This is a genomic window from Haloferax larsenii (assembly GCF_024730625.1).
In the GTDB taxonomy this organism is placed as follows: Archaea; Halobacteriota; Halobacteria; order Halobacteriales; family Haloferacaceae; genus Haloferax; species Haloferax larsenii.
In genome coordinates, this window is record NZ_CP078063.1 from 2,633,656 (window position 1) to 2,657,433 (window position 23,778).

The 23,778-nt window shown below is 64.3% G+C and carries 14 protein-coding genes; 8 read left to right on the plus strand and 6 right to left on the minus strand.

Annotation, left to right across the window (positions count from 1 at the left end):
• Nucleotides 1-132 precede the first annotated feature (132 nt).
• From KU306_RS13715 to KU306_RS13725, 3 genes are all read right to left on the minus strand, one after another.
• A complete protein-coding gene (locus KU306_RS13715) occupies nt 133-1,317 on the minus strand; it encodes a pyridoxal phosphate-dependent aminotransferase (RefSeq protein ID WP_258302275.1) in 1,185 nt (394 codons plus the stop codon).
• Nucleotides 1,318-1,621: 304 nt separating this feature from the next.
• Nucleotides 1,622-2,098, minus strand: coding sequence for a GIY-YIG nuclease family protein (locus tag KU306_RS13720; protein ID WP_007540588.1), 477 nt, complete (start codon nt 2,096-2,098; stop codon nt 1,622-1,624).
• Between the two features lie 21 nt (nt 2,099-2,119).
• Nucleotides 2,120-2,545, minus strand: coding sequence for a DUF393 domain-containing protein (locus KU306_RS13725; RefSeq protein ID WP_258302276.1), 426 nt, complete (start codon nt 2,543-2,545; stop codon nt 2,120-2,122).
• Between the two features lie 109 nt (nt 2,546-2,654).
• Here KU306_RS13725 and KU306_RS13730 point away from each other — a divergent pair, with 109 nt between their 5' ends.
• The 7 genes from KU306_RS13730 (at nt 2,655) to KU306_RS13760 (ending at nt 13,244) form a co-directional block, all read left to right on the plus strand.
• Nucleotides 2,655-5,030: a DEAD/DEAH box helicase gene (locus tag KU306_RS13730; protein WP_258302277.1), complete on the plus strand. Its 2,376-nt coding sequence runs from the start codon at nt 2,655-2,657 to the stop codon at nt 5,028-5,030.
• 99 nt (nt 5,031-5,129) lie between these two features.
• On the plus strand, nt 5,130-6,287 hold the full coding sequence (locus KU306_RS13735; protein WP_007540593.1) for a hypothetical protein: 1,158 nt from the start codon (nt 5,130-5,132) through the stop codon (nt 6,285-6,287).
• A gap of 78 nt (nt 6,288-6,365) precedes the next feature.
• Complete coding sequence (locus KU306_RS13740) at nt 6,366-7,541, plus strand: iron ABC transporter substrate-binding protein (RefSeq protein WP_258302278.1); 1,176 nt, start codon at nt 6,366-6,368, stop codon at nt 7,539-7,541.
• A 12-nt stretch (nt 7,542-7,553) separates the two neighbouring features.
• Nucleotides 7,554-9,149 (plus strand): ABC transporter permease, encoded by a 1,596-nt coding sequence (locus tag KU306_RS13745; RefSeq protein ID WP_007540597.1) that lies wholly within the window; start codon nt 7,554-7,556, stop codon nt 9,147-9,149.
• Nucleotides 9,139-10,329 carry an ABC transporter ATP-binding protein gene (locus tag KU306_RS13750; RefSeq protein ID WP_007540600.1) on the plus strand — a complete coding sequence of 397 codons (1,191 nt, stop codon included), beginning with the start codon at nt 9,139-9,141 and terminating at the stop codon, nt 10,327-10,329. The genes KU306_RS13745 and KU306_RS13750 overlap by 11 nt, the downstream gene beginning before the upstream one ends.
• 1 nt (nt 10,330) lies before the next feature.
• Nucleotides 10,331-12,586, plus strand: a complete 2,256-nt coding sequence (locus tag KU306_RS13755) for a glycosyltransferase family 39 protein (RefSeq protein WP_258302279.1) — start codon at nt 10,331-10,333, stop codon at nt 12,584-12,586.
• A gap of 139 nt (nt 12,587-12,725) precedes the next feature.
• Nucleotides 12,726-13,244, plus strand: a complete 519-nt coding sequence (locus KU306_RS13760; RefSeq protein WP_258302280.1) for a fasciclin domain-containing protein — start codon at nt 12,726-12,728, stop codon at nt 13,242-13,244.
• Between the two features lie 50 nt (nt 13,245-13,294).
• Here KU306_RS13760 and KU306_RS13765 read toward each other — a convergent pair whose 3' ends face one another.
• From KU306_RS13765 to malA, 3 genes are all read right to left on the minus strand, one after another.
• Nucleotides 13,295-14,146, minus strand: a complete 852-nt coding sequence (locus tag KU306_RS13765) for a hypothetical protein (RefSeq protein WP_258302281.1) — start codon at nt 14,144-14,146, stop codon at nt 13,295-13,297.
• A gap of 115 nt (nt 14,147-14,261) precedes the next feature.
• Nucleotides 14,262-16,766 (minus strand): glucosylglycerol hydrolase, encoded by a 2,505-nt coding sequence (gghA, locus tag KU306_RS13770; RefSeq protein WP_258302282.1) that lies wholly within the window; start codon nt 16,764-16,766, stop codon nt 14,262-14,264.
• A 54-nt stretch (nt 16,767-16,820) separates the two neighbouring features.
• Nucleotides 16,821-18,869, minus strand: coding sequence for an alpha-amylase MalA (gene malA / locus KU306_RS13775; protein WP_258303402.1), 2,049 nt, complete (start codon nt 18,867-18,869; stop codon nt 16,821-16,823).
• A 200-nt stretch (nt 18,870-19,069) separates the two neighbouring features.
• On the opposite strand from malA, the gene KU306_RS13780 reads away from it, so the two are divergent.
• A complete protein-coding gene (locus tag KU306_RS13780) occupies nt 19,070-23,605 on the plus strand; it encodes a DUF7997 domain-containing protein (RefSeq protein WP_258302283.1) in 4,536 nt (1,511 codons plus the stop codon).
• Nucleotides 23,606-23,778 lie beyond the last annotated feature (173 nt).

Consider the following 23,778-nt stretch of genomic DNA (forward strand, 5'->3'; position numbering starts at 1 on the left):
GACGCGACCGGACGTTGGCACTGAATCAAGCGGGCTTGGGCACTGAGGTAATCGAGGCTGAAATCCGCTGACTCGGACTGGGCTGGTCCGAGTCGGCATACATTCACACTCGACTCTCTCGGTGCTCTCTTCTCACAACTCGTCGAGGACCGAGCCGAAGGCATCGAGCGCGGCGGCCATCGCTTCCGGGTCGCCGCCGAGCGAGGTGCGGAACGCGTCCGAGCGGTCGAAAAACCGGCCGGGTACGACGAGCACGTCACCGTCGAGGGCGGCTTCGACCACCTCGTCGCCGCTGTGTGTCTCGTGTTCCAGTAGGGCGAACGACCCGCCAGCGTGGATTCGTCCGTCGAGGTTCGGTCGCTCGGCGAGGAACGACGCCAGCAACTCGTGGTTCGCCGAGAGGTGTGTACGCGCAGCGGCGTCCAGTTGCTCGCTGTTGTGGAGGGCGCGCCGCGCGAGTTTCTTACTCGGGTCGGCGACCGACGGGAGGTGCATCGAGGCCTGACGCGCCCGTTCGACGACGTCTTCCGGGCCGACGAGCCAGCCGACGCGAAGACCACCCAGCCCGTAGAATTTCGTCAGCGACCCGGTGACGACGACGTTCGGCAATCCGGCAGCGGTGACGCCACCGAACGGGCCGTCGTCGGCCGGGTCGACGTAAGGAGCGTACACTTCGTCGACGAGGAGATACCCGCCCACGTCGGCGGCGTGTCGTGCCATCTCCGCGAGTTCGGCGCGGGTGGCGAGGCGGCCGGACGGGTTGTGACGGTTCGTGACCATCGCGTAGGCGAACGAGTCGATGGCCGCGCTCTCGATGCGATGCGGTTCGAGCGCGTGGTCGAACTCCGGCGGGCGAAGGAATCGGTCGACGCGAGCACCGAGTGCCTCGGGCGTCTCACAGAGTGGCTGATAGCCCGGTTTCTCGACGAGAACCTGCGGTTTCGGTGCGTCGGCTGCGTCGGTCGCCTCGGTTGGGTCGGCTGCGTCGGTTGGGCTGGTTGCGTCGGTCGCCTCGCTCGCGTCTGCCTCGTGGCGCCGGCGCTTGGCTCGGTCGAGGAGGGCACAGGCTGCGAGGAAGTTCGCGTGCGTCGCGCCCGCTGTGACGAGAACGTTCGATTCGGAAACGCCGTATCGGTCGGCGAGTTGGCCGGTGAGCGTCGCATCGTCCGGGTCAGGAAGTCCCGCGAGTGACGGCGGAACGAGCCCCTCGAACGAAGCTGTCGGTCGTAAATCGCTCGTCGCGAGGTCGTGTGTCACCTCGTCGGTGCGGCCGATAATCCAGTCGAGGTAGGGAATCGAGGGAAACGTCGTCGTCATTGCCGCCTCTTCGAAAGCCGCAGCGTAAGTCGTTGGGGTCTGACCGAACGGGTTCGAGGACCACTATCGGAAGACGCTGGTGCCATTGTGAATCACCCCCATATAAAAGAGCGTAAAAAACGACCGTTTGTATATAAAGAGCCAGAATATTCATATACCAGTAATCGATGGTTGAGAGCCATCGCCGAAAGATGAGGTAAAGCCACTCCACGTTGTAGGTAGGTCCGCCGGGGTGCCTCTGACTACCGGCAGCGTCGTGCCTCCCGGGGTGCCCGGTCCGGCAGGCACGACGGAGGGAATTCCCTCATCCTTTCTGACGAAATACCGCAGTCGAAGCAGCGAGCGCCTCGTCTACGGTCTCGTATCGAGCGAGGTGTGACGTGCAGTCGCAGTCGGAGGACCCAAAGCCAGCGATTGGCCCGTCGGCGAGCGTCGCGGCCACGTCGCACTCGACGTCGCTGTCGACCACGCAAACGACACGAGAGAGCGTGACGTCCGGGTGGCCGCCGAGGTAATCGACGTGCCAATGTCGAGCATCGTGGTTACCCTCTGCGACACGCCGGTGGCGAAGTACCCGACGAAGCCCGCCGGTACCGAAGGCGCTCCCGAGGTACACGTAGCTCCCTGTCGGAACTCGCTGTTCGCCGAGGGCACCGACCTCGATAGTGAGTTCGGGCACGTCGAAGACGAGTGCGTAGGTTCCACTCGGCGAGTGAGTGTCGAGTTCGAGCGGGCCGTCGTCAGTACCGAGCGTTTCGGGTGCGAGGGAGTGGACGGTCACTGACGGGTGTTGAAACGGGGCCTACGAAAGGTCGGCGGGATGTGGTTCGGCGTTCGAGGCGAGGCGGTCGAACACGTCGGCGGCCGCTGTTTTGAGCGGGTAGACGCTGTGGAAGTCGTCCGGGTCGCGTCCGCGGCCGCTCGCAATGCCGACGGCCTTGGCGATAGTGTCGTAGTTGTCGCGGACGAGACTGCCGACGATGCCGGGCGTCCCCGCCCTGTCGGCGAGTTCTTTCGCGGCCGCACCGCCCGCGTAGACCTGTCCTTCGTTCCTGTCGGCGAGGACCATCGCGAAGGGAACCTCGTCGAACTGGGCCGCGAGGAACTCCTGTGCGGCGTCGTCGTACCACGAAATCGCCTCCACGTCGTCGAGGCGCTTGAGGGCAGTCGCGGCCACGGAGCAGTAGGGGCACTCCCCGTCGTAGACGAGGACGGCGTCCGCGTTCATACGCTCTCGTGAGGACCCGAAGGACAAAAATAGCGCGGCGGATGAAGAAATCGTGCCATCGTATAGCAATCTCCGACAGCGTTAGGACGGCGAAGTCCGAGGTGAGAGCGTGGACGACATCATCGAGTGGCTTCGAACGCGTCCGTACTACGAGGGGCAGATTCGCGCCCACCGGCAGTTCGAAGCACGCGACCCCACCTTCGCCGACGTCGACCTCGAACCGCGGTTGGCGTCGGCTCTCGACGACCGCGGTATCGACCGCCTGTACCGCCATCAGGCCGAGGCAGTCGACGCCGTGCGTGACGGAGACAACGTCGTCCTCGCGACCAGAACCGCGAGCGGAAAGAGCCTCGCGTACACGGTTCCGGCGTTCGAGCGCGCGATGGACCACGGCGGCCGCACGCTGTATCTCGGCCCACAGAACGCCCTCGTGTCCGACCAACTGGACACGCTCTCGGACCTCGCGCACGGCCTCGGATTCGGCAGTCGCGTCTCGGTCGACCAGTACACCGGCCGACTGTCGAAATCGGAGAAACGTGACGTTCGGAAGCGACGACCGACCGTCCTGCTTTCGAACCCTGATATGGTTCACTACGCACTCCTCCCGCACGCGCACCGCCTCTGGGAGTGGTTTTTCTCCTCACTGGAGACAGTCGTCATCGACGAGGTTCACGGGTACCGCGGGGTCTTCGGGAGCCACGTCGCCTTGTTGCTTCGGCGACTCAAGCGTGTCTGCGAACGCTTCGGCTCTGACCCGCAGTTCGTCTGCTGTTCGGCGACCATCGGCAACCCGGTCGAACACGCCGCACGAATCACCGGTGAGCCGGAAGGGTCGTACACGCTCGTCGATGGCGACGCGAGCGGAACCGGCGAGACACACTGGCTGTTGTGGAATCCGCCGGAGTACGAGAATCCCGACGCTGGCGGGTCGGGACGCCGACGCTCGGCCCACGTCGAGACGAAGAACCTGTTCGTCGATTTAGTCTCGCGCGGTCATCAGACGCTCGCGTTCACCCGGGCGAGGCAGGCCGCCGAACGATACGCTTCCGAGAGTGCGAACGACCTCAGGAGTCGCGGCGAACACGGACGTGCGGGCGAGGTCGCGGCCTATCAAGCGGCGCTCACGCACGACCGACGGCGGGAGATAGAGTCCGGCTTACACGATGGCGACATCACGGGCGTCTGGAGTACCAACGCACTCGAACTCGGTGTGGACGTTGGCGGCCTCGACGTGGTCCTCATCGACGGCTACCCCGGCACACGAATGTCCGCGTGGCAGCAAGCCGGGCGCGCAGGCCGCGGCGACAGACCGGCCTTGGTCGTCCTCGTCGGTGGCGAGGACCAGTTGGACCAGTACCTCATGAAACACCCCGGCGAGTTCTTCGAGGGCGACCCCGAACGGGCGGTGTCCGACCCCGAAAACGACCACCTGCTCCCCAGTCACGTCGCCTGTGCTGCGTCCGAAAATTGGCTCTCGACCGCCGACGAGGAGTACTTCGGTTCGTCGTTCCCGAACGTGGTTTCCACTCTCGAAGACGACGGGACGGTGGCGCGGCGAGACACCGACAGCGGAGTACGGTGGACTCACGACGGCGGCGGAAGCCCACAACACGCGATGAGCCTCCGAACCATCACGGACCGAGAGATTCGCCTGATGGACTCGCGGAACAACGAGACCATCGCGAAACTCGCGTTCGAGGACGCCCTGCGCGACGCCCATCCCGGTGCAGTCTATCACCATCAGGGCCAGACGTACGAGGTCGCAGACCTCGACTTGGACCGCGACGTAGCCCGCCTGCAACCCACGTGGGCGGACTACTACACCCGTGTCCTCCACGACAAACACATCACCGTCGAACGCGACATCCTGTCGAAACCGCTGTCTGCACGTTCTGATGTCGAGGTTCGCTTCGCCGAGGTGACGATGCGCAAGCAGATAACCGGGTTCGAGCGCCGCGACCCGAAGCGCGGAACGACCATCGGCCAACAACTGCTCGACCTGCCCGAGACGAGCCTGCGGACAAAGGCCCTCTATTTCACCGTCCCCGGCGACGTGGAGTCAGAGATGCGCGAATTGGGTGGCAACAGCGAGGAAGACGGCGGCTTGAGCGTCGGCAGCGACTACGCCTTCAACGGCGGCATCCACGCCGCCGAACACGGGATGATTTCGCTCTTCCCGCTAACGTTGCTCTGTGACCGGGGCGACATCGGCGGTCTCTCGACGCCGTATCACAGCCACACCGACCAATCGACCATCTTCATCTACGACGGGCACCCCGGCGGGGTGGGTCTGACCCGCGCCGGCTACGACATCGTCGAGCGACTGATGCGGCAGACGGCGGCACTGATTGCCGACTGTGACTGCGATGACGGCTGTCCCTCGTGTGTGCAGTCGCCGCAGTGCGGGAATGCGAACGACCCGCTACAGAAGGAGACTGCGGTGCTGTTGTTGGAATCGCTGACGGGGATGCGAAACTCGTCCTGAGGAGAGCATGGGGGCATCCGATTCTCAGCTTGTTGGCCGTCTGAAACGTTGAGGCACGTACCAACAGGTATTTTTGGTCTGCCTAAAATTATACTGGCAATGGATTCGGATATCTGCGTCGTCGTTCCGACCATCCGTGAGTTCGAGTGCATGCGAGCGTACTTCGACAACGCCCGCGCACACGGCTTCGACCTCGACCGTCTGTTCGTCCTCCTCGTGACGGAGGACTTCTGTGACACCGAGGAGATGGCCGCGATGCTCGACGACGAGGGAGTTTCAGGGGCAGTCTTCGACGAATCGGACCGCGAAGCGTGGTACGACGAACAGGGGATTTCGGAGTACGGGCATCTCGTCCCGGCCGCGAGCCACGCTCAGACGAGCTTCGGCTTGCTGTACATGTGGGCACACCCCGAGTTCGAGTACGGCTTCTTCATCGACGACGACACCCTTCCCCACGACGAGTGGGACTTCTTCGGGCGACACATGGAGAACCTCCACCGCACCGACGAAGTGGAGTCCGTCGCCAGCGACGAACACTGGGTGAACGTCCTCTACCAGAACGCCGACGAACACGGACTGTACCCCCGGGGATACCCCTACTCGGCGATGGGCGAGACGGTCGAGACGGACAGCATGGAACTCCGCGATGTGGTCGCCTCGCAGGGACTGTGGACGAACGTTCCCGACCTCGACGCCGTGCGCATCCTGATGGACGGCGACCTGCAGGGACAGGCCCAGACCCGAACCGACTTCGACGACTTCGACGGCGACTTCGTCGCCGAACCGGGACAGTACCTCACCGTCTGTTCGATGAATCTCGCCTTCGAGCGCGAGGTCATCCCCGCGTTCTACCAGTTGCCGATGGACGACAACGAGTGGGAAGTCGGCCGATTCGACGACATCTGGTCGGGCGTCTTCCTCAAGCGCGCCGCGGACGTGCTGGAGAAAGACATCATCACCGGCTATCCACTGTGTGAGCACAACAAGGCCGCCCGCCCGACGTTCGACGACCTGAACAACGAAGTTCCGGGTCTCGAACTCAACGAACACCTCTGGGAAGTCGTCGACGCGGTCGGCGACGACGCCGACTCCTACGCCGAGGTGTTCGAAGCGATGGCTGACGAACTGGCCGACGGAGACTGGTCCGACTATCGAAACGGCGAGTTCTTCAACTACGTGGGGAGCCATATGCAAGACTGGCTCGACTGTCTGGACGCGCTGGCGGCACCTCGTGCCGCGGTCACTGCAGACGACTGACACGTATTCCTCGTTTTACACCGATTTGGGGCGCTGAACCGGCAGGTATTTATGTTTTAGGCCTACCTAAATCCATGTATGCAAGACCACGACCGAGAGCCTCGCGTCCACAGTCGTCGTCGGTTTGTCGCAACCACGGCGGCGCTAGGTCTCGGCGCACTCGCCGGTTGTACTGGCGGTAACGAAGAATCGACGGCAACGACGACGGCCGCCGACGAAAGCGGCGGCGAGGAACCAGTCGGACAGATTGGCTCCGGCCGCTCGCCGTTTGGCGACCGCGATATCACCGGTGGTGTCTCCGTCGCAGAGATGCCGGACCTCTCGGGAGAGCTTACGCTCTACTCCGGTCGCGGCGAGGCACTCGTCGGCGAACTCATCTCGTTCTTCGAGGACTACTACGACGACTTCGACGTGGTCCCGCGGTACAACTCCGCGGCCGAACACGTCAACCAGATTCAGACCGAGGGGCAGAACAGCCCCGCCGACGTGTTCTTCTCGGTCAACGCCGGGTCGCTCGGCGCACTGAAGGACGCCGGCCGGACACAGGACCTCCCGAGCGAGGTTCTCGACCTCGTCCGCGACGAGTTCCAGGACCCCGACGGTCAGTGGACTGGTACCTCGGGTCGCGCCCGAACCATCCCGTTCAACACCGACCAGTTCGACGAGTCGGAGATTCCGGACGACATCATGGAGTTCCCCGAAACGGAGGCCTTCCGCGACAACATCGGCTGGGCACCCACGTACTCGTCGTTCCAGGCGTTCATCACGGCGATGCGCGTCCTCGAAGGCGACGAGGCGACCAAGGAGTGGCTGCAGGGTATGCAGGACCTCGGCGTCACCCAGTTCAACGACGAGTTCCTCGTCTCGCAGGCCGTCGCTGACGGCGAAATTCACGCCGGCTTCGCGAACCACTACTACATCCAGCGCATCCTCGCCGGGCGACCGAACGCGCCGCTTTCGACCGCCTTCACCGCGGGCGACGCCGGTTCTATCTTCAACGTCGCGGGCGCGCTCGTCCTCGACACCGCCGACGATTCCGAGCTCGCGGCAAACTTCGTCCGTCACCTGCTGTCGGCCGAAGCGCAGGACTACTTCGCCCGCACCACGTTCGAGTACCCGCTCGTCTCGGGCGTCGACCCAATCGGCGAACTCCCCAGCATCGACGAACTCAGCCCGCCGGAAGGGCTCGACCTGACGCAACTGTCGGACCTGGAGGGAACCGTACGACTCTTGCGTGAGGTGGGCGTGCTCTGAACTGAATCACTCATGGCGACCGAACAGCAGACAACGACTGGCGGGGGCGACGACGAGCAACCGCTCGGACTGACTATCGCCAGCGGTGCTGTCGCTGCCGCCGTCATCGTCCCGCTGTTGTGGCTCGTCAAAACCGCCCTCGACGTGGGCTTCGCCGAAGCGCTCGCACTCGTCACGCGCCCGACGACGGTGCAAGTGTTCATCAACAGCACCGTTCTCGTCGTTCTCGTGACGGCCGCGTGTGTCGGCCTCGGCGTCCCGCTCGCGTATCTCACAGTCAGAACCGACCTCCCGTTCAGACGCTTTTGGACCGTCGTCGTCTCGCTACCGCTCGTCATCCCGAGTTACATCGGCGCGTTCGCGTTCGTGTCGGCGTTCGGTCCGCGCGGCGTGTTCCAGCGCCTTCTCGCGCCCCTCGGTGTCGAGTCGTTGCCCGAAATCTACGGCCTCCCGGGAGCGGTGCTGGTGTTGACACTCTACACGTACCCATACGTGTTCATCACCGCACGGGCCGCGCTGAAGTCGATGGACACCACGCTTATCGACGCCGCACGGACCCTAAATCACACCCGCTGGGAGGCGTTCAAGCGGGTGACGATACCGCAGATTCGCCCGGCTGTCGCCGCCGGGGCGCTTCTCGCCGCACTCTACACGCTCTCTGACTTCGGGACGCCCGCAATCATGCGATTCGACGCTTTCACTCGCGTCATCTACGTCGAGTTCGGGGCGTTCGGCCGCGACACGGCGACACTCCTCTCACTGCAACTCGTCGGCGTGACGCTCCTCATTCTCACCCTCGAATCGATGATTCGAGGCGACGAGCGCACCACGACCGGCGGGCGCTCGGGTAGCGTGATGGAACTCGGTCGCTGGAAGTATCCGGCGGTCGGGTTCGCGGCGCTCGTCGGTCTCGTCGCCCTCGTCGTTCCGCTGGGCATCCTGCTCACGTGGTTCGCACAAGGCGTCGCCGCGACGAGTCGCTCGCTCGCGTTCCAGCCCGAATACGCGTTCAACTCCGTGCTCGTCTCCGGTGCGACGGCTATCGTCGGAACACTCGCCGCTCTCCCAGTGGCATATCTCGCGGCACGGCACTCCTCTCGGGTGAGCACGCTGTTCGAGCGCGCGACGTACGTCGGCTACGCGGTTCCCGGCGTCGTCCTCGGTCTCGCACTCGTCTTCTTCGGCAGTTCCTACGCGACACCCATCTACCAGACGCTCTATCTACTCGTCTTCGCCTACGTCATCCGCTTTATTCCGCAAGCTGTCGGGTCACTCCGCGCGTCGTTCCTGAGAGTCGACCCGGCGCTCCCGGAAGCGGCACGGACGCTGGGTGAGACGCCCACGGGTGCGTTCCGTCACGTGACGCTCCCGCTCGTCGCGCCCGGCCTTCTCGGCGGCGCGGCGCTGGTCTTCTTGACCACGATGAAGGAACTCCCGGCGACGCTGCTCTTGCGTCCCGCAGGGTTCAAAACGCTCGTGACGCACATCTGGACAGCCCACGAGTCGGGGTACTTCGGACAGGCCGCAGTCCCCGCGCTCATCTTACTTTTCGTCTCCGGGCTGTCGATGCTCGTCATTATTACCCAAGAGGGATACGATGTCAAATAGCACACTCGGCACGTCCGACGATTCGACCGCACAGGAGTCTCGCTCCGATACAGACAGCCCGACCGACACACCAACAGACGTGAACGCTCGAACAGACATCGTCCTCGAACTCGACGGCATCTCGAAGTCCTACGGGACCGAGTCGGTCATCGACGACCTCTCTCTGTCGGTTCAAAACGGGGAGATTCTCACGCTGCTCGGTCCCTCCGGGTGTGGGAAGACGACGACGCTTCGGCTCATCGCCGGTCTCGACCGACCAGACCGCGGCGAGGTCCGTCTGAACGGTAGTCCAGTCTCTGGGAACGGTTCCTTCGTCGCCCCCGAAGAACGCGGCGTTGGCGTCGTCTTCCAGGAGTTCGCGTTGTTTCCCCACCTCACTGCCGCCGAGAACATCGCGTTCGGCCTGAAGCACCTCTCTAAATCCGAACGTGAGGCGCGTGTCGACGAGTTACTGGACCTCGTCGGACTGGAGACACAAGGGGAGAGCTACCCAGACGAACTCTCCGGCGGGCAGCAACAGCGCGTCGCGCTCGCGCGGTCGCTCGCTCCGGAACCGGCGATTCTCCTCCTCGACGAGCCGTTCTCCAACCTCGACGTGGACCTCCGAGTCCAGATGCGCGAGGAGGTTCGCCGCATCCTCAAAGAAGCGGGTGTGACGGCCGTCTCGGTCACACACGACCAGGAAGAAGCCATGTCTATCTCGGACCGCGTCGCGGTCATGAACGACGGCAAACTCGAACAAATCGGCGAACCGGAGCAGGTGTTCCAGCACCCCGAATCGCGGTTCGTCGCCAGCTTCCTCGGCTACGCCGGCTTCCTTCCGGGCCACGTCTCGGGAGACGTGGTGAAAACGGAACTCGGAACAGTTCCACGAGACCAGATTCACGGGCTAGCGGCCGAATACGACGAGACGGACATCGATATTCTCGTCCGCCCGGACGACGTGTCCGCTCACGCGTGTAACGGGTCGGGACACGGCGAAGTCGTCGGCAAGCGCTACCTCGGGCCGACCATCCTCTACGAGGTCGAACTCGACGGCGGCGACAACCTGCTTTGCATGCACAACCACGACGAGACCGTCCCGACCGACGGCCGAGTCGAGGTGAGCCTCGACGCCGGTCACGAACTCGCGTGGTTCCCGAGCGAACAGCGTCCCGAATCCGGCCTCTACTCCGACTAGAATGGGTCGAACCGGACCACGGCTCTCCGATATCGTCGGCGACGTATCGGTCGATTTCGACATCGAAGCCGAACAGACCCAGCTGTGGCTCGTCGCCGCCGTCGTCTCTCTCGCCGTCGGTCTGCTCGTGACGTGGCTCGCAGTCGACCTCTTTCCGTATCACACCGTCAACGACGACGAAGGCGTCTACCTGATACAGGCGGCGATGCTGCTCGAAGGAAAGCTGTTTTTGTATCCCGGTGAGCTGGCGGAGGCCGTCAGACCGTGGTTCTTCGTCGTCGAAGAGACACCGAGTGCACCCGGTGGCGTCCAGATGTTCTCGAAGTACTCGCCGGTCGTCCCGACGATGTTCGCCCTCGGCCTGGCGGTCGGCCTTCCGAACCTCGTGTTGGGCGTCGTCGCCGCCGCCAACGCGGCCTTCGTGTACGTGCTCGGCGCAGACGTGTTCGACCGGCAGACGGGCATCGTCGCCGCCGGATTGCTTGGCTTCTCGCCGCTGTTCCTCATCAACTCCGCGACGTTTCTGGCGTACGCGCCGACGACGATGCTGAATCTAGCATTCGCAGTCTGTTACGTTCGCGCGGCCCGTCGCGACTCCTCGGGCTATGCAGTCGTCGCGGGAAGTCTCGTCGGCCTCGCGTTCTTCGCTCGCCCGTACACCGCCGTCCTGTTCGCGCTTCCGTTTATCGCCCATTCACTGTGGGCGCTCGGAACTGCGTGGCGCGCCGGCACCGGCTGGGCCGTCTTCCGCCGCTACCTCGCTATCGGGCTCCCAGGTCTCGCGTTCGTGGGGCTCACGCTGGCGTACAACGCTGTCGTGACCGGTGACCCACTGGAATTTCCGTACATGGCGTTCGCGCCACTCGACGGGGTTGGGTTCGGCTACCGCGAGATTCTCGGATACGACCTCGTGTACACGCCCGAACTTGGGGTCGAGACGGGTGTCGAGGTGCTGGAGATGCTCGTCACCCAGTGGGGGCCGATGGGATGGCTCGGAACCGCCGCTGCGGTCGTCGGTCTCGGCTTCGCGGTGCTCCGCTGGTGGGGACACAAAACCGGTACGAACCTCCACGGAAGCGAGCGACGCCAAGCACACGGGTTAGGTGGCCGCGACCGGGCCTTCGTCGAACTCTCGGACGACGCGCTCGCGGCTATCGTCCTCGGTGTCTTCGGGTCGGTGTTCGTCGGTAACGTCTTCTTCTGGGGGACACACAACGGGCTTCGAAACGGCCTCATCGACCTTCTCGGACCGTTCTACCACTTCGACGCGCTCGTCCCGCTCGTCGTCTTCGCCGCGGCTGGACTCGTCGGAAGCCTCCGATTCGTTCGACACCGGGCGCACGAACGCTTCTCGCCGTCAGAGGCACGGGGCGTCGTCTTCGCCGTCGCACTCGTGTTCGCGCTCGTCGCCGGGGGTGTGACGCTCGGTGCGGTCGAAGAGCCGTACGACGAGAACCGACTCCGGACCGAGAACCTCGAATCGACCTACGAACCGCTGCTCGAAGCCGGCTTCGAGTCGCCGCCACTGACGCCGACAGACCCGAGTTTCAGCGGGGAAGCAGCGGGGACAAAAAAGGCGCTCGTCTTCCATCCCGACCCGTACGGCGACTGGTCTGCCCACCCGTTCCAGACGCTCCGAAACGACCCCGGATTCGACGGACGAGTCGTCTACGCCATCGACGACGGCCCCGAACAGGATTTCACCGTGCTCGACGCGACGAACCGGACGCCCTATCGGTTCGCGTACCAGGGGTCGTGGACGGGTGCCGAAGACCCTGTGACGCCCGAACTCACCCGCCTCCGGGTGCTGTCAGGCGAGCGCGTCACGGCGACGACGGTTCTCGGCACGCCGGAAGAGACACGAACTGTCTCCGTGAGGGTCGAGGCGGACGGCGAATACGCCCGCTACGACGTGCCAATGGCCGAGAACCACACCATCGACTGGGAGATGACGGCCGAAGGCGTCCGAGTGACGAACTATCCGCACGCCGGAGGCGTACGGCGCGTGCCGATTCCCGAGGGCGCGAGCGACGTCGACCTCGCCGTGACCTACGTCGGCGACTTCGGGGAGACAGTGACCTATCGGCAGACAGTCTCGGTCGAGCGAGCGGACGGCGACGTTCGCGTCATCTGGCCGCCGGAGACCCGCGTCTGTCGGTTGAGCCTCGACTGCGGGTCGGATGGACAGTGGGTCGGCCCCGACGGAGACTACGTGGCAGGTGTGTCGGTGGAGACGAACGCGACAGTCGCCGGGTGAGTGACGACTCGCCACCCGGATAGACTGTGTCGAACTCCTGAATTTCAGTATTTCCTAACTTTATTTCAGCAATTCCTGGGAGGACCTAACTAGTAGGGCATCTCTCTCAATGCCGAGTCGGTTGTACTTGTATCTGGATATGACATACAATCCCAAGCGGCGGCAGGTGCTGAAGACGATTGGCGGTGCAGGGCTGTTCCTCGCAGCTGGTGGCGTCGGTGCGGCAAGCGCCAAGCCGCCCCGTGACGGAGAGACGATAGTCGACATCGCCGTGAACACGCCGGGATTCGAAACGCTAGTCGCCGCGGTCGTCGAGGCCGGTCTCGTAGACGCCCTCAGCGGGAACCGCCAGTTGACCGTGTTTGCACCGACTGACGATGCATTCGCCGCGTTGGGCGTGACGAAGGACAACGTCGGCGACATCGACTTCGAGGCGGCGGTCGGCGCGTCACTCGGCGAGATTCTGACGTACCACGTGATTCCAGGTCGGCGGAAGGCACAGTCCGTCGTTCCGGTCGAGGAACTGCCGACGCTGAACGGCGAGACGATTGCCGTCGATGGGACCGAACTGAACGAAGGCCAAGCCGATATCGTCGCCACCGACATCATGGCGTCGAATGGCGTCGTTCACGTCATCGATGGCGTGTTGCTTCCCTAATCCGGCTCTTTTTCGAAAAAAGCAGAGAGCGCGACAGCTCTCGCTGCAGCCTACCGGTTCCGTGCCGCACCGGGTTCGGTGAGCACGACATCGTCGTAGTAGTACGTCTGGTCGGTCCCGAAGTTCGCGCTGTTGAAGATGAATTCGAGGAACTGCGTACTCGGCGAGAAGACGTTGTAGCCACGTTCGTCTACGACGAGTTTGTTGTTGACGCGCCACTTGAGCGCCGCACCCGCGCTCGTCTTGTGGAGTTGGGCTTCGACCTCGACCCAGCCACCTTCCTCCGGGTCGATTTTGAGCTTCTTCGGGAGACCGAGGTACACCCACTTCGCCTCGACGAAGTTGCCGTCTTCGTCGGAGACGTAGACGAACGTCCGGAATCCCGCTTCGCCGTCGTCGTTCGCGTCGCTGTCTTGGTACTCCAGAATCGGGTAGGCGCTGATGTTGCCGTTCGCATTACCGAGGACGGACCACACCCCGGTCTGTTGTTCCACACCATCGCCTTCCCACGATGGGTCGATGTAGAAGCGGTAGCTGAATCGCGAGCCGGTCCCCGAGTTCCAGTAGCTTCCGTCGGCGTCCTGGTACTTCTTCCCCTGATACGCGTAGAACCCGCTCGTTGGCCCCGTCTCACTGATGTCGATACACAGGCGGTAGTCACCATCGAACATCGCTCTGGCGAACGATACCGGAGGATAGCCAGACGAGTGGCTGGGATTATACCTGTCTAACACCCATCCAGCACTCGTTGGCGTGTTGTCTGCGACGTCGGCAGCGTCACTGAAGTCGAGCGAGAACCGAGCGTTCGGGCTCGCTGCGAGTACCGGGTGTGCGGCCCCCGAGAGCGCCGTCGCCCCAAGTGCAATTCCACCATATCTCAGTACGTCTCTTCGTGTTGTCATTCTAACACCAGTTTTCAGGTATCCCGCTCCCCGGTAAGTTATTAGTTAAATAACAGAATAGAGGCCCTGAAGCAGTAGTTTTAACGAGATTTGAAATCTGACGGTGCGGAATCCGTTACGGTTCGCGCCGCCAGACGATTGCCTCGCCGGTATCGAGTTCGACCGCGAGCGAACCGGCACCCGACACCGACACTTCGACGCCGGGCGCGACGAGGGCGGGTTCCCATCCATCGGTCGGAATCGCAGGCGCGTTCGCGTCCTCGGAGGCGTCTTCTGCGAGGTACTCGGGCGACACCCGGACCGGGACGCCCTCCATGTTGGCGGCGAAGAGCAGTTGCTCACTTCCGTCCGGAGCAGTTCGGAATCCGTAGTAGAGAACCGTCCCGTCGGTCGGGTGGCGGTAGGTAAAGTAGTCGTCGTCCTCGTCGAGGTCAGACAAGAGCCACGGGCGGTCGTGACGGAACTCGCGCGTCTGAATGCGGAACGTGCTTCGGTCCTCGTCCTGCGCGTCGTGCCAGTGGCTCAGGTTGGCGAAGTCGTGAACGTCGCGCATCCACGCGTAGCCGTAGGCTTCGAGGTCGGCCGCCGAGAGGTCGTCACCGAGCGGTTGGTCCATCGCCGAGAGCATCTCCGCCATCACGTCGAGGTCGTAGTCGGTCGCGCTGACCGCCGACGAGAGGGCGTTCATGAACGTCAGCAGTTCCTCGCGCGAGTCGAAGCCGAGGTCTTTCACGCGGCAGAAGAAGCGGTCGTCTTCGAAGTCCTCGTCGCGCACCTGCCAGTACAGGAACTTCGACTCGTCGGAGACGACCTTGACGTTCCACGTCGGGTCGGTGTCGCGGACGAATCCCCACGGGACACGCATGTTGGCGTGGACGAAGTCCATCGGGACGCCCGGCAGGAAACAGTGGAAGAGCATCGACGACGCGGCGTTGTCGTAGGCCTCGTCGAGCGTTTCGGGGTATCCCTCACCGAGATAGGGGTTGACCGGCGACTGATTGAATTCGACGGTCGGGTCGATTTGCGTCCCCCGTCTGACGGTGTCGTGGTTGGCGATGCCAGTAAGCCAGTTGCCACCGAACTCGCCGACCTCGCGGACGCGCCACCACTTCGTCGCCCAGAAGGTGAGCAGTGCGGGCGTGTTGTGCGCGAACGTGATGGGCGACCACTGGAACGAGTGAGGGTGCTGTTCGATGAGCGCGCGGTACGAAGAGGCGAGTTCCCAGTCCTCGCGCGGCCACGGGCGGCCGTCCTCGTAAATCATCCACGGACGGTACTCGGTTCCGGCGACTTCCTGTGTCACGCGGTCCATCTCGGCGAGGAAGTCGTCGTCGTGGTACATCTCGCCCGTCTCAGGGTCGTAGGAAGTGAAGTCCTGTGCGCCGTCGACGCGGATACCGTCGGCACCGAAGTTCATCTTTCGGCGCTGCATTTCGAGGAAGACGGCGCGAGCGGTCGGTTCGGTGTAGTCGAGGTGCTTGCCGTACATCCCCGGCCCGAGGATGTAGCGGTCAGAGAGGAGTTCCGCGCCGCGATTGTCGGCGTGGCCGAGTGCCACGTCGAAGACGACCTTGATTGGACGCGGCAGGTCGTGGCAGGCGGCGATAAAGTCGACGAGTTCGTCCGGGCGACCGCTTTCGAGGATGGCCGGGTTCGGTGCGGAGAAGGCGCTGACGACGATGTCGTAGCCCCAGTTTATCATCTCGGGGCGGGCGACTTCGACGGTGAGCGCGTCACTGGCGTCGTCCCCGGCGTCGACTTCCTCGGGGTCGTCTGCGACGGACCAGAAATCGTGTTCCTCCTCGTTTTCGGTCAGCGGTTCGACGGGCATCACCTGAATGCCGTCGTAGCCCGCGAAAGCGCGCTCCCACGGTTCGAGGTCGTCGCCGGCGCGCTGTTTCTCCGCGATTCCCTCGTACACCTCGGCGAGTCCGGCGAGCGACCCGCGCTCGGTCGCGGTTCCGGGGTGAATCTCCAGCATGCTCGTCGCGGGGTCGATGCGCGGCAGGTCGTCGTCTTCGCTCGTCGAGACGGGTTCGTCGTCGGTGCCGAGCGCTTCGAAGTACTCGCGGTCCGCGCGCGTCTCGTCGAGTCGGTCGAGGTCGTAGACCTCCGCGGGAGCGAACGCGCCGAAGGGAACCGAGTACGAGACGGGGTCCTGAATCGTGTGTTCCTCGCCGTCGTCGTCCTCGTAGACGAGTTGGTACAGCGACCCGAGCGTCTCGCGCGTGCCTGCTCGAACGTCTGCGACGGCCGCCCAGTGGTACTCACCGACTCGGCGCATCGGGACGCGGTCGCGCTGGAAGGTGACCTCGCGGTGGTCGGTGTCGCCGGGGTCGAGGTCGGCAGGCGGGGTGAGAATCTCCAGTTCGACCGCCGATTCAGGGACGCCTTCGTCGACGAGTTCGGGCGTCCAGAAGCCGAATTCGACGTGTGAGGAGTCACCGTCAGGTCGGTCGTCAGAGTCTCGTCGGTCGACCACGTGCGCGCCCAGTCGCGTCGAGAGTTCTTTCGCGGCCGCGAAGGAGTCGTTGTGGTTCGCGACGACCGACTCGTGCCACGAGACGAGGTCGTCTGTTCGGTCCTGCAGTTGGGTCGGGGTGCCGTATTCTGTGCGCATCGTGTATCAGGTGGTCGGATGAAAGCGGGCTTCGAAGCGGGTTGCGGGCGCTGCTTACGCGAGTGGGCAGATTGCCACGTCGTCGACGTGGAGTCCGCCCTCGGCGGCGACGGGGTCGCCGGAGACGACGTCGGTCGCATCGACCGCGAGGTCGCCGACGTCGACAGTCGCGGGGTCGTCGCCGAAGTTCAGCAGACAGAGGTACGACCCGTCGTCGTGGTCGCGGACGAACGCGAGGGCGTGGTCGGTATCGGCCTCGAAGTCGATACGGCGGAACGTCCCTTCGTACCCGAGTGCAGGCGTCTCGTCGCGGACTTCGATGAGTCGCTCGTAGTGTTCGCGGATGTCGTCGCGGGCGTGCTTCCACGCGAGAGCGTCACGGCGGCCGCGCTGGCCGATTTCTTGGCCGCCGTAGACCATCGGCACGCCGGGAAGGGTAAAGAGCGCACCCGCGGCGGCCATCGCCGCAGACTCGCCGCACTCGACGATGTAGCGCGTCTCGTCGTGGTTCTCGATGTAGAGCATGAACGCCGCGTGGTCCGGGAAGCCGACTTCGGCGCGCTGCTCGATGGCGTCGAGAATTCGCTCGGCGGGTGCGTCGCCGCGGCCGACCTGCCGGAGCGTGAAGTACAGCGTCGTGTCGAAGTGCATGTCGAACATCCCGTCGTGGAAGTCGGCGATGTACGGGATGGTCTCGTCGAGGAGCAGAAATTCGGGGTCTTTGGACTTGACGCGGTCGTGTACCTCCTGCCAGAAGGTGTCGGGGACGGCCCAGGCCATGTCACAGCGGAACCCATCGACCACGTCGGCCCACATGTCCACCGCGTCAAGGAGATAGCGCCGCACGTCGAGGTTGCGATGGTCGAAGTTGGCGATGTACTCCCAGTCGAAGTACGTGCCCGGTTCGCCGTTGTCCTGCCACTCGTACCAGTCGTAGTAGTCCGAGTCCGGGTTCTTGTAGGCGTCTTTGAAGAAGGGATGCTCGCGGGCGGAGTGGTTGAGAACGAGGTCGAAGAGGACCTTCATCCCGTGGTCGTGGGCGGCCTCGACGAACTGTTCGTAGTCCTCGCGGGACCCGAGGTCGTCGGCGATAGAGTAGAAGTCCACGATGTTGTACCCGTGGGGCGCGTGGTCGTTCTGGAGGACGGGAGTCAGCCACAGGCAATCGACACCGAGCGATTCGAGGTAGTCGAGTCGCTGTTCGAGCGCCTCGAACGTGGTGGCAGACACCTCGTCGTCAGATGCGTACCCGCGGACGTAAATCTCGTAGAGCGTGACGTTCTGCGCCCATTCAGGAGGGTCGTTCGGGCGGGCGACGGACGTCGCGTGTCCGCCAGCGCCATCGCTCTGTGGCGTCTGCTCGGCTTCGGCCTCAGCGACGCCACCGTCGGTGGCAACGTCTTCGGCATCACCATCTGGCAGTGCGTCTGCTTCGGCACCACCATCCGGGAGGGCGTCACGCTTGACGACGACCGAATCAGGGACGCTGTAGGTCTCGTCGAGTGCGACGGCGTAGACGCCGATTCTGTCGCCGATGGCCGAAAGCGGGACGCGGAGTTCCCACCCGTCGGTCTCGACTGCGGACTCGTCGACGTCGTCGCGGTCGTCGACGACGAACTCGACCACGAGGTCGTCGCGGTCGGTGTCGCTGTTGGGGTTGGGCTCCGGGTCGGCGCGGACGACGACCACGTCGTCTTCGACGCTGGCGTCGAGGCGGATGCGCGGGCGACCGCCTTCACCGCGCTGTGCCTCGCCAGCACCGCTTCCAGAGCCAGACGCGCCGCCACTCACGCCAGTCGGCCGGGCAGAGCCGCTCTGCCCGCTGAATCCGCTGAACCCACTCTGGCCGCTCGCGCCGCTGCGGACCGAGCCCGCCGGAAGGTACGTTCCGGGGAAGACGCGAATAGTGAGCGTGTGCGTTCCATCGGGGGCGTCGAGTTCGAGGACGTAGCTCCCCGCTGCGTCGGGGTCGAACTGGACGACGGCAGTTTCTTCGGGGAGTTCGAGACTGCTAGCAACGGGGGCACTGTGTACACGCCACGTGTACGTCGCGTCGGGGTCGGGGTCACGCGGAGCGAGTTGGACCGACTCACCGACAGCCATGAACTGCGGCGGTCCTGGGTGATGCATACACGTAGTGAACGTGCCGTGTGACTTTGAATTTACTCCCGTGAGAATACTTGATTGGACGCGAGACGCGCTCTATTCGGTACGACGCCGTCTGCCGAATCTCTCGGCAAATAGAGGTAAACTGGGTTGGTTGACGGCCAATACTTATGGTTCGAGGCCATCGTCTACCTCCTATGCGACTCCGGACCGCGTTGAATGAATACAAGCGCGGCCGAGGTGGGCGCTTCCCCGAAGAGTGTCCTACCTCGGCAGGCGCGTTCTCGGGCCACGGAGACCGACTCGTCTACGTCGGCCCCGACGGGTCTCTGCGGGACTACTCGTCTTCGCTGTCGGGCCTCTACGGAATCGACCGGTCTCGGTTCGGCATCGAGACGAACGGCGAGACCCACTGGTTCGACGAGCTCGAACCCGTCCGCCAGCACTACTACCGAGAGACTACGCTCGTCGAGACGGAGTACGACGCCGGCGAGTACACCGTCCACCAGTACGACCTGACGCTCGGTCGCGCTCACGTGACACACGTAGAGCTGCGCGGCGCAATCCCCACAGACGCCCACCTCACAGCCTTCCTCACGTTCGCCCCCGAAGGGCGAGAGACTCGTGTCGGCCGCCTCATCCACGAAGAAGGCGGCCCCAACGGGACGCAGGCCGTCGAAGTGTTCCACAGAGAGGAACACGACTACGTCACCGCCTCGACCGGCCTCGACGACGTTCGCGGCCAGATTCCCGAGCGATTCGACGAAATCCTCTCCGAGGGCACGTTCGACTTCCCGCGAGAGGCCGTCCTCGAACGCTACGAGGACACGCACCTCTCTGGCGACGTCGTCGTCAGCGCCCCGCTCGAACAGGAGGGTCGCGCCGCCAGAACGACCCTCGTCACACAACTGTCGGACCACTCCGAGATGGAGCGCGAAGACGCCCTCGCAGACCTCCAGCATTGTTCGGTCCAGCACGCGACGGCGGATTCACTCCGCGCCGCCGCTCGTGAACAGGCCGAGGTGTACGTCCCCGAAGACACGCCGCGCGAGCGTATCGTACGCTCTGACCTCCGGGCGCTGTCACTTCTGACCGCGCCGAGTGGGGCCCGTATCGCCGGTCCGGAATTCGACCCCTTCTACGCCCACTCCGGCGGCTACGGCTACACGTGGTTCCGCGACGACTCGGAGGTTTCGCGCGCCCTCCTGCACGCCGACGAAGCGCTCGACCTCGACCTTCGCGACAGACTCGCGACGAGCGCGGAGTTTTACTGCGAGACGCAACTCGCCGACGGCACGTGGCCACACCGCGCTTGGGCCGTCGATGGGTCGCTCGCGCCCGGATGGGCACACGGCCGCGTCGAGGGCGCTGGCGACGAAGAGTATCAAGCAGACCAGACGGCGAGCGTCCTGACGTACCTCGCGACGCTTCTCGCGGAACGGCGCGACGAACTCGGCGACGAACTCGTCGGGCGCATTCGCTCGACGATTGCCGCGGGTGTCGACGGTCTCGACTCCAGTCTGGAAGACGACGGCCTGCCCACGGTCTGCCAGAACGCCTGGGAGAACATGGCTGGTCGGTTCACCCACACTGCTGCGACGTTCTTGCAGGCGTATTCGGCGGTCGCGGCCGCGCCGCTCAACGAGGACCTGCGCGACCACGCCCGCAAGCAGGCGACCACTGTCTACGAGGGCCTCGACGAGCTGTGGTCCGAAGAGAGAGAGGTGTACGCGCTGCGAATCGACCAGAACGGCACTCTCGACGACCGCCTCGACTCCGCGACGTTCGCCCTCGTCGACGCCATGGACGCCTACGCCGACGTCGAAGAGGTCGACAACGAGACGGGGACGCGCCTCGTCAAACACATGGCCGCGACGCTGAAGGGGTTGTACCGGAATCCCCGCAGCGAGGTTGCTGGCTTGGTCCGGTTCGAAGACGACTACTGGCGCGCCGACGGGCAGGAAGGCGAGAAGGTGTGGTCGGTCTCGACTGCGTGGGGTGCGAACGCCGCCGCGAAGTTCGGACGACTCTGCGAGCGACTCGGTCTCGACGGCCGCCGGTTCGTCGAGCGGGCGACCAACCTGTACGAACTCCTGCAACCCGACGGGCCGCTGTCGACCGACGCGGGCTACCTCGCCGAACAAGTGTTCGACGACGGGAGTTTCGACAGCGCGACCCCGCTCGGCTGGCCGCACGCCATCCGAACGGAGACGACGGCGATTCTCTCGGAACTCGACGCGCTTCCGGCACCGAAACCGGCCCCGACCGGCCCGGAGAACCGGCCGCGGTGGACGACCGGTGAGAAATACGGTATCGCGACCGTCGCCGACCACCGGGCCGACGACCCCTCACGCGTTTGGTTCACGTTGACCGAAGGCGCACTCACCGAAGTTCGCTTCCCGCGGGTCGACCTGATGAACCTCCGAACGCTCGACTTCCTTGTCGTCGACGCCGATCCGAAAAGCGACTACACGGCTCGGACGCACAACGAGACGCGCCGGGACGATCACGCCGACACGGTCGAACGCCGGGCGGAAATCGTCGACGAAGACGCGCTCGTCTTCCGCCACGTCGTCACCGAGACGGGCGACGGCCGTGGCCACGAGTGGGAACTCACCGTCGAGTACGCTATCGACCCCGAGCACGACGCGCTCCTCGCGGACGTGCAGTTCGAAGCGCTCGACGACAGCAAATACGAACTCTACACGGTTGCAGACACGGCGCTCGCTAACACCGGGGCGATGGACCGCGGTATCCGCCTCGGCCAACTCGGAAGCTACCATCTCGTCGCCCGCGACGCGGGTGCGTTCGACGCCGGAAGCACCGGTGAACCGCTCCTCATCGACGAGAACGGACAGGAGTACAGCGTCGCTATCGCGCTCACGACCGCCGGGCGGTTCGACTGGGCGACGGTCGGCGTCGCCGGGTCGAAGTACCTCGCAGAGTTCTTCTCGAAGGGTGAACTGCCCGCGCCACAGGAGCGCATCGACGACGAGAACGTCGTCCTCGTCGGTCGCATCGGGACCGGTGACGACCTCTCGGAGACGCTGGCGCTCGGCCTCGCCGAACACGCCGACACCGCGGCCGCGCTCGGTGAAGCGGCGGGTGCACTGACCCGTGGCTACGAGACGGTCAGGTCGGCCTACACCGACACGTGGGCGAATTTCCTCGTCGACAAAGAGCTTCCAGCGTCCGTGAGCGGTGACCCGGAACTCACCGAACAGTACAAGACGAGCCTCATGAGCCTTCGAGCGGTCGAAGACAAGACGTACCTCGGAGCGGGCATCGCCTCGCCGTCGGTTCCGTGGGGCGAAGCAGTCCCTGCCGAGGAGTCGAAGGGGTACGGTTACAACTTCGTCTGGTCGCGGGACCTCTATCAGGTGTTTACCGTCTTCGAAGCGGTCGGCGACATCGAGACGGCCATCGAGGCGCTGGAGTACATCTACACCTACCAGCAGGACAATCGTGGGTTCATCCCGCAGAACACCTACCTCAACGGGCGCACCCGCTGGGGCGGCGAGCAGATGGACAACATCTCGTTCCCGCAGGTGATGGCCTACATGCTGAAAGAGCGCGGTGTCGGCTTCGAAGACGTCGACTACGACTACGTGAACGTCAAGCGCTCCGCCGATTACGTGGCTCGAAACGGGCCGCCGACCGCACAGGAACGCTGGGAGGAAGAAGCGGGCTACTCGCCGTCGTCCATCGCGGCCGAAATCGCCGGCCTCGCATCCGCCGGAGCCATCGCGCTCGACGAAGGACGGCGGGCCGACGCACTCGTCTGGCTTGCACTCGCCGACGACTGGACCGACCGCGTCGAAGACTGGACCGCGACACAGACGGGGACCGACCGCCACGACAACACGCCCTACTACGTGCGCGTCACCCGCGACGGCGAACCCGACGCGGGGCATCTCAGAACTCTCGCCAACAACGGGCCGACACTCGACGAGCGCGAAGTCATCGACGCCGGCTTCCTCGAACTGACGCGTCTCGGTATCAAGTCGCCCGACGACGAGGTCATCAGGAACTCCCTGGCAGAAGTCGACGAGACGATTCGCGTCGATACACCGCACGGACCGGCGTTCTACCGCTACAACGGCGACGGCTACGGCGAACTCGAACGCAACGAAGAGGGCGCACCGTGGTCTATCGACGCCAAAGGAAAGGGCCGTCTCTGGCCCATCTTCACGGGCGAGCGCGCCGAGTACGAACTCCTCGCCGGAACCACGGAAGGCGAACTCGAACCACAGAGCATGCTTCGGACGATGGCCGCCTTCGCCAACTCCGGGCGCATGCTCGCAGAGCAGGTCTGGGACCGCGAGCACGCGACCGCCTACAACTGGGAGTTTGGCGAGGGGACCGGCAGCGCGACGCCGCTCGCGTGGTCGATGGCGCAGTTCGTCCGCCTCGCACACAGTATCGACGTCGGCGAGCCTGTCGAGATGCCGAAGTTCGTTCAGGACCGCTACGTCGAGCAGGACCGCCCGGCAGGGCCGAGCCTCCGCGTGAGCACGCGGTTCAAAGGCGACAAACTCGTCGTCTCCGGGCAGACCGACGCCGCTATCGTCGCGGTGAAGACGCCCGGCGAGACGACGCTCGTCGAACCGAAAAAGGAGACCTTCGAAGTCGAAGTCGCCATCGAGTACGGCGAAAATCAAGTGACTGTCGCCGCCGCCAGCGACGAGGACTTGACGGCTGCCGGAACGTCCGTCTCTCGGTTCACACTCTAAGCGGGCACGGACCCGCGACGGGCGCGTTTTCTTCTAGCGACTCACACCGAACAGAGACTGTACAGCGAGCGCCCAGCAACCGAATCGTCGACCGCCGTCGAGTTGTATGCGAGAGGAAAGCAAGAGTAAATGATAAAAAATTAAGGGTTATCCATCAGTTGGTGTCTATACCG

Bases quoted from the DNA above. Each gene is read 5' to 3' on its own strand.
- KU306_RS13760 (WP_258302280.1), top strand. From the start codon at position 12,726: ATGACATACAATCCCAAGCGGCGGCAGGTGCTGAAGACGATTGGCGGT.
- KU306_RS13755 (WP_258302279.1), top strand. From the start codon at position 10,331: ATGGGTCGAACCGGACCACGGCTCTCCGATATCGTCGGCGACGTATCG.
- KU306_RS13735 (WP_007540593.1), top strand. From the start codon at position 5,130: ATGGATTCGGATATCTGCGTCGTCGTTCCGACCATCCGTGAGTTCGAG.
- gghA (WP_258302282.1), bottom strand. From the start codon at position 16,766: ATGCGCACAGAATACGGCACCCCGACCCAACTGCAGGACCGAACAGAC.
- KU306_RS13725 (WP_258302276.1), bottom strand. From the start codon at position 2,545: ATGAACGCGGACGCCGTCCTCGTCTACGACGGGGAGTGCCCCTACTGC.
- KU306_RS13745 (WP_007540597.1), top strand. From the start codon at position 7,554: ATGGCGACCGAACAGCAGACAACGACTGGCGGGGGCGACGACGAGCAA.
- KU306_RS13765 (WP_258302281.1), bottom strand. From the start codon at position 14,146: ATGACAACACGAAGAGACGTACTGAGATATGGTGGAATTGCACTTGGG.
- KU306_RS13780 (WP_258302283.1), top strand. From the start codon at position 19,070: ATGCGACTCCGGACCGCGTTGAATGAATACAAGCGCGGCCGAGGTGGG.
- malA (WP_258303402.1), bottom strand. From the start codon at position 18,869: ATGGCTGTCGGTGAGTCGGTCCAACTCGCTCCGCGTGACCCCGACCCC.
- KU306_RS13715 (WP_258302275.1), bottom strand. From the start codon at position 1,317: ATGACGACGACGTTTCCCTCGATTCCCTACCTCGACTGGATTATCGGC.
- KU306_RS13750 (WP_007540600.1), top strand. From the start codon at position 9,139: ATGTCAAATAGCACACTCGGCACGTCCGACGATTCGACCGCACAGGAG.
- KU306_RS13740 (WP_258302278.1), top strand. From the start codon at position 6,366: ATGCAAGACCACGACCGAGAGCCTCGCGTCCACAGTCGTCGTCGGTTT.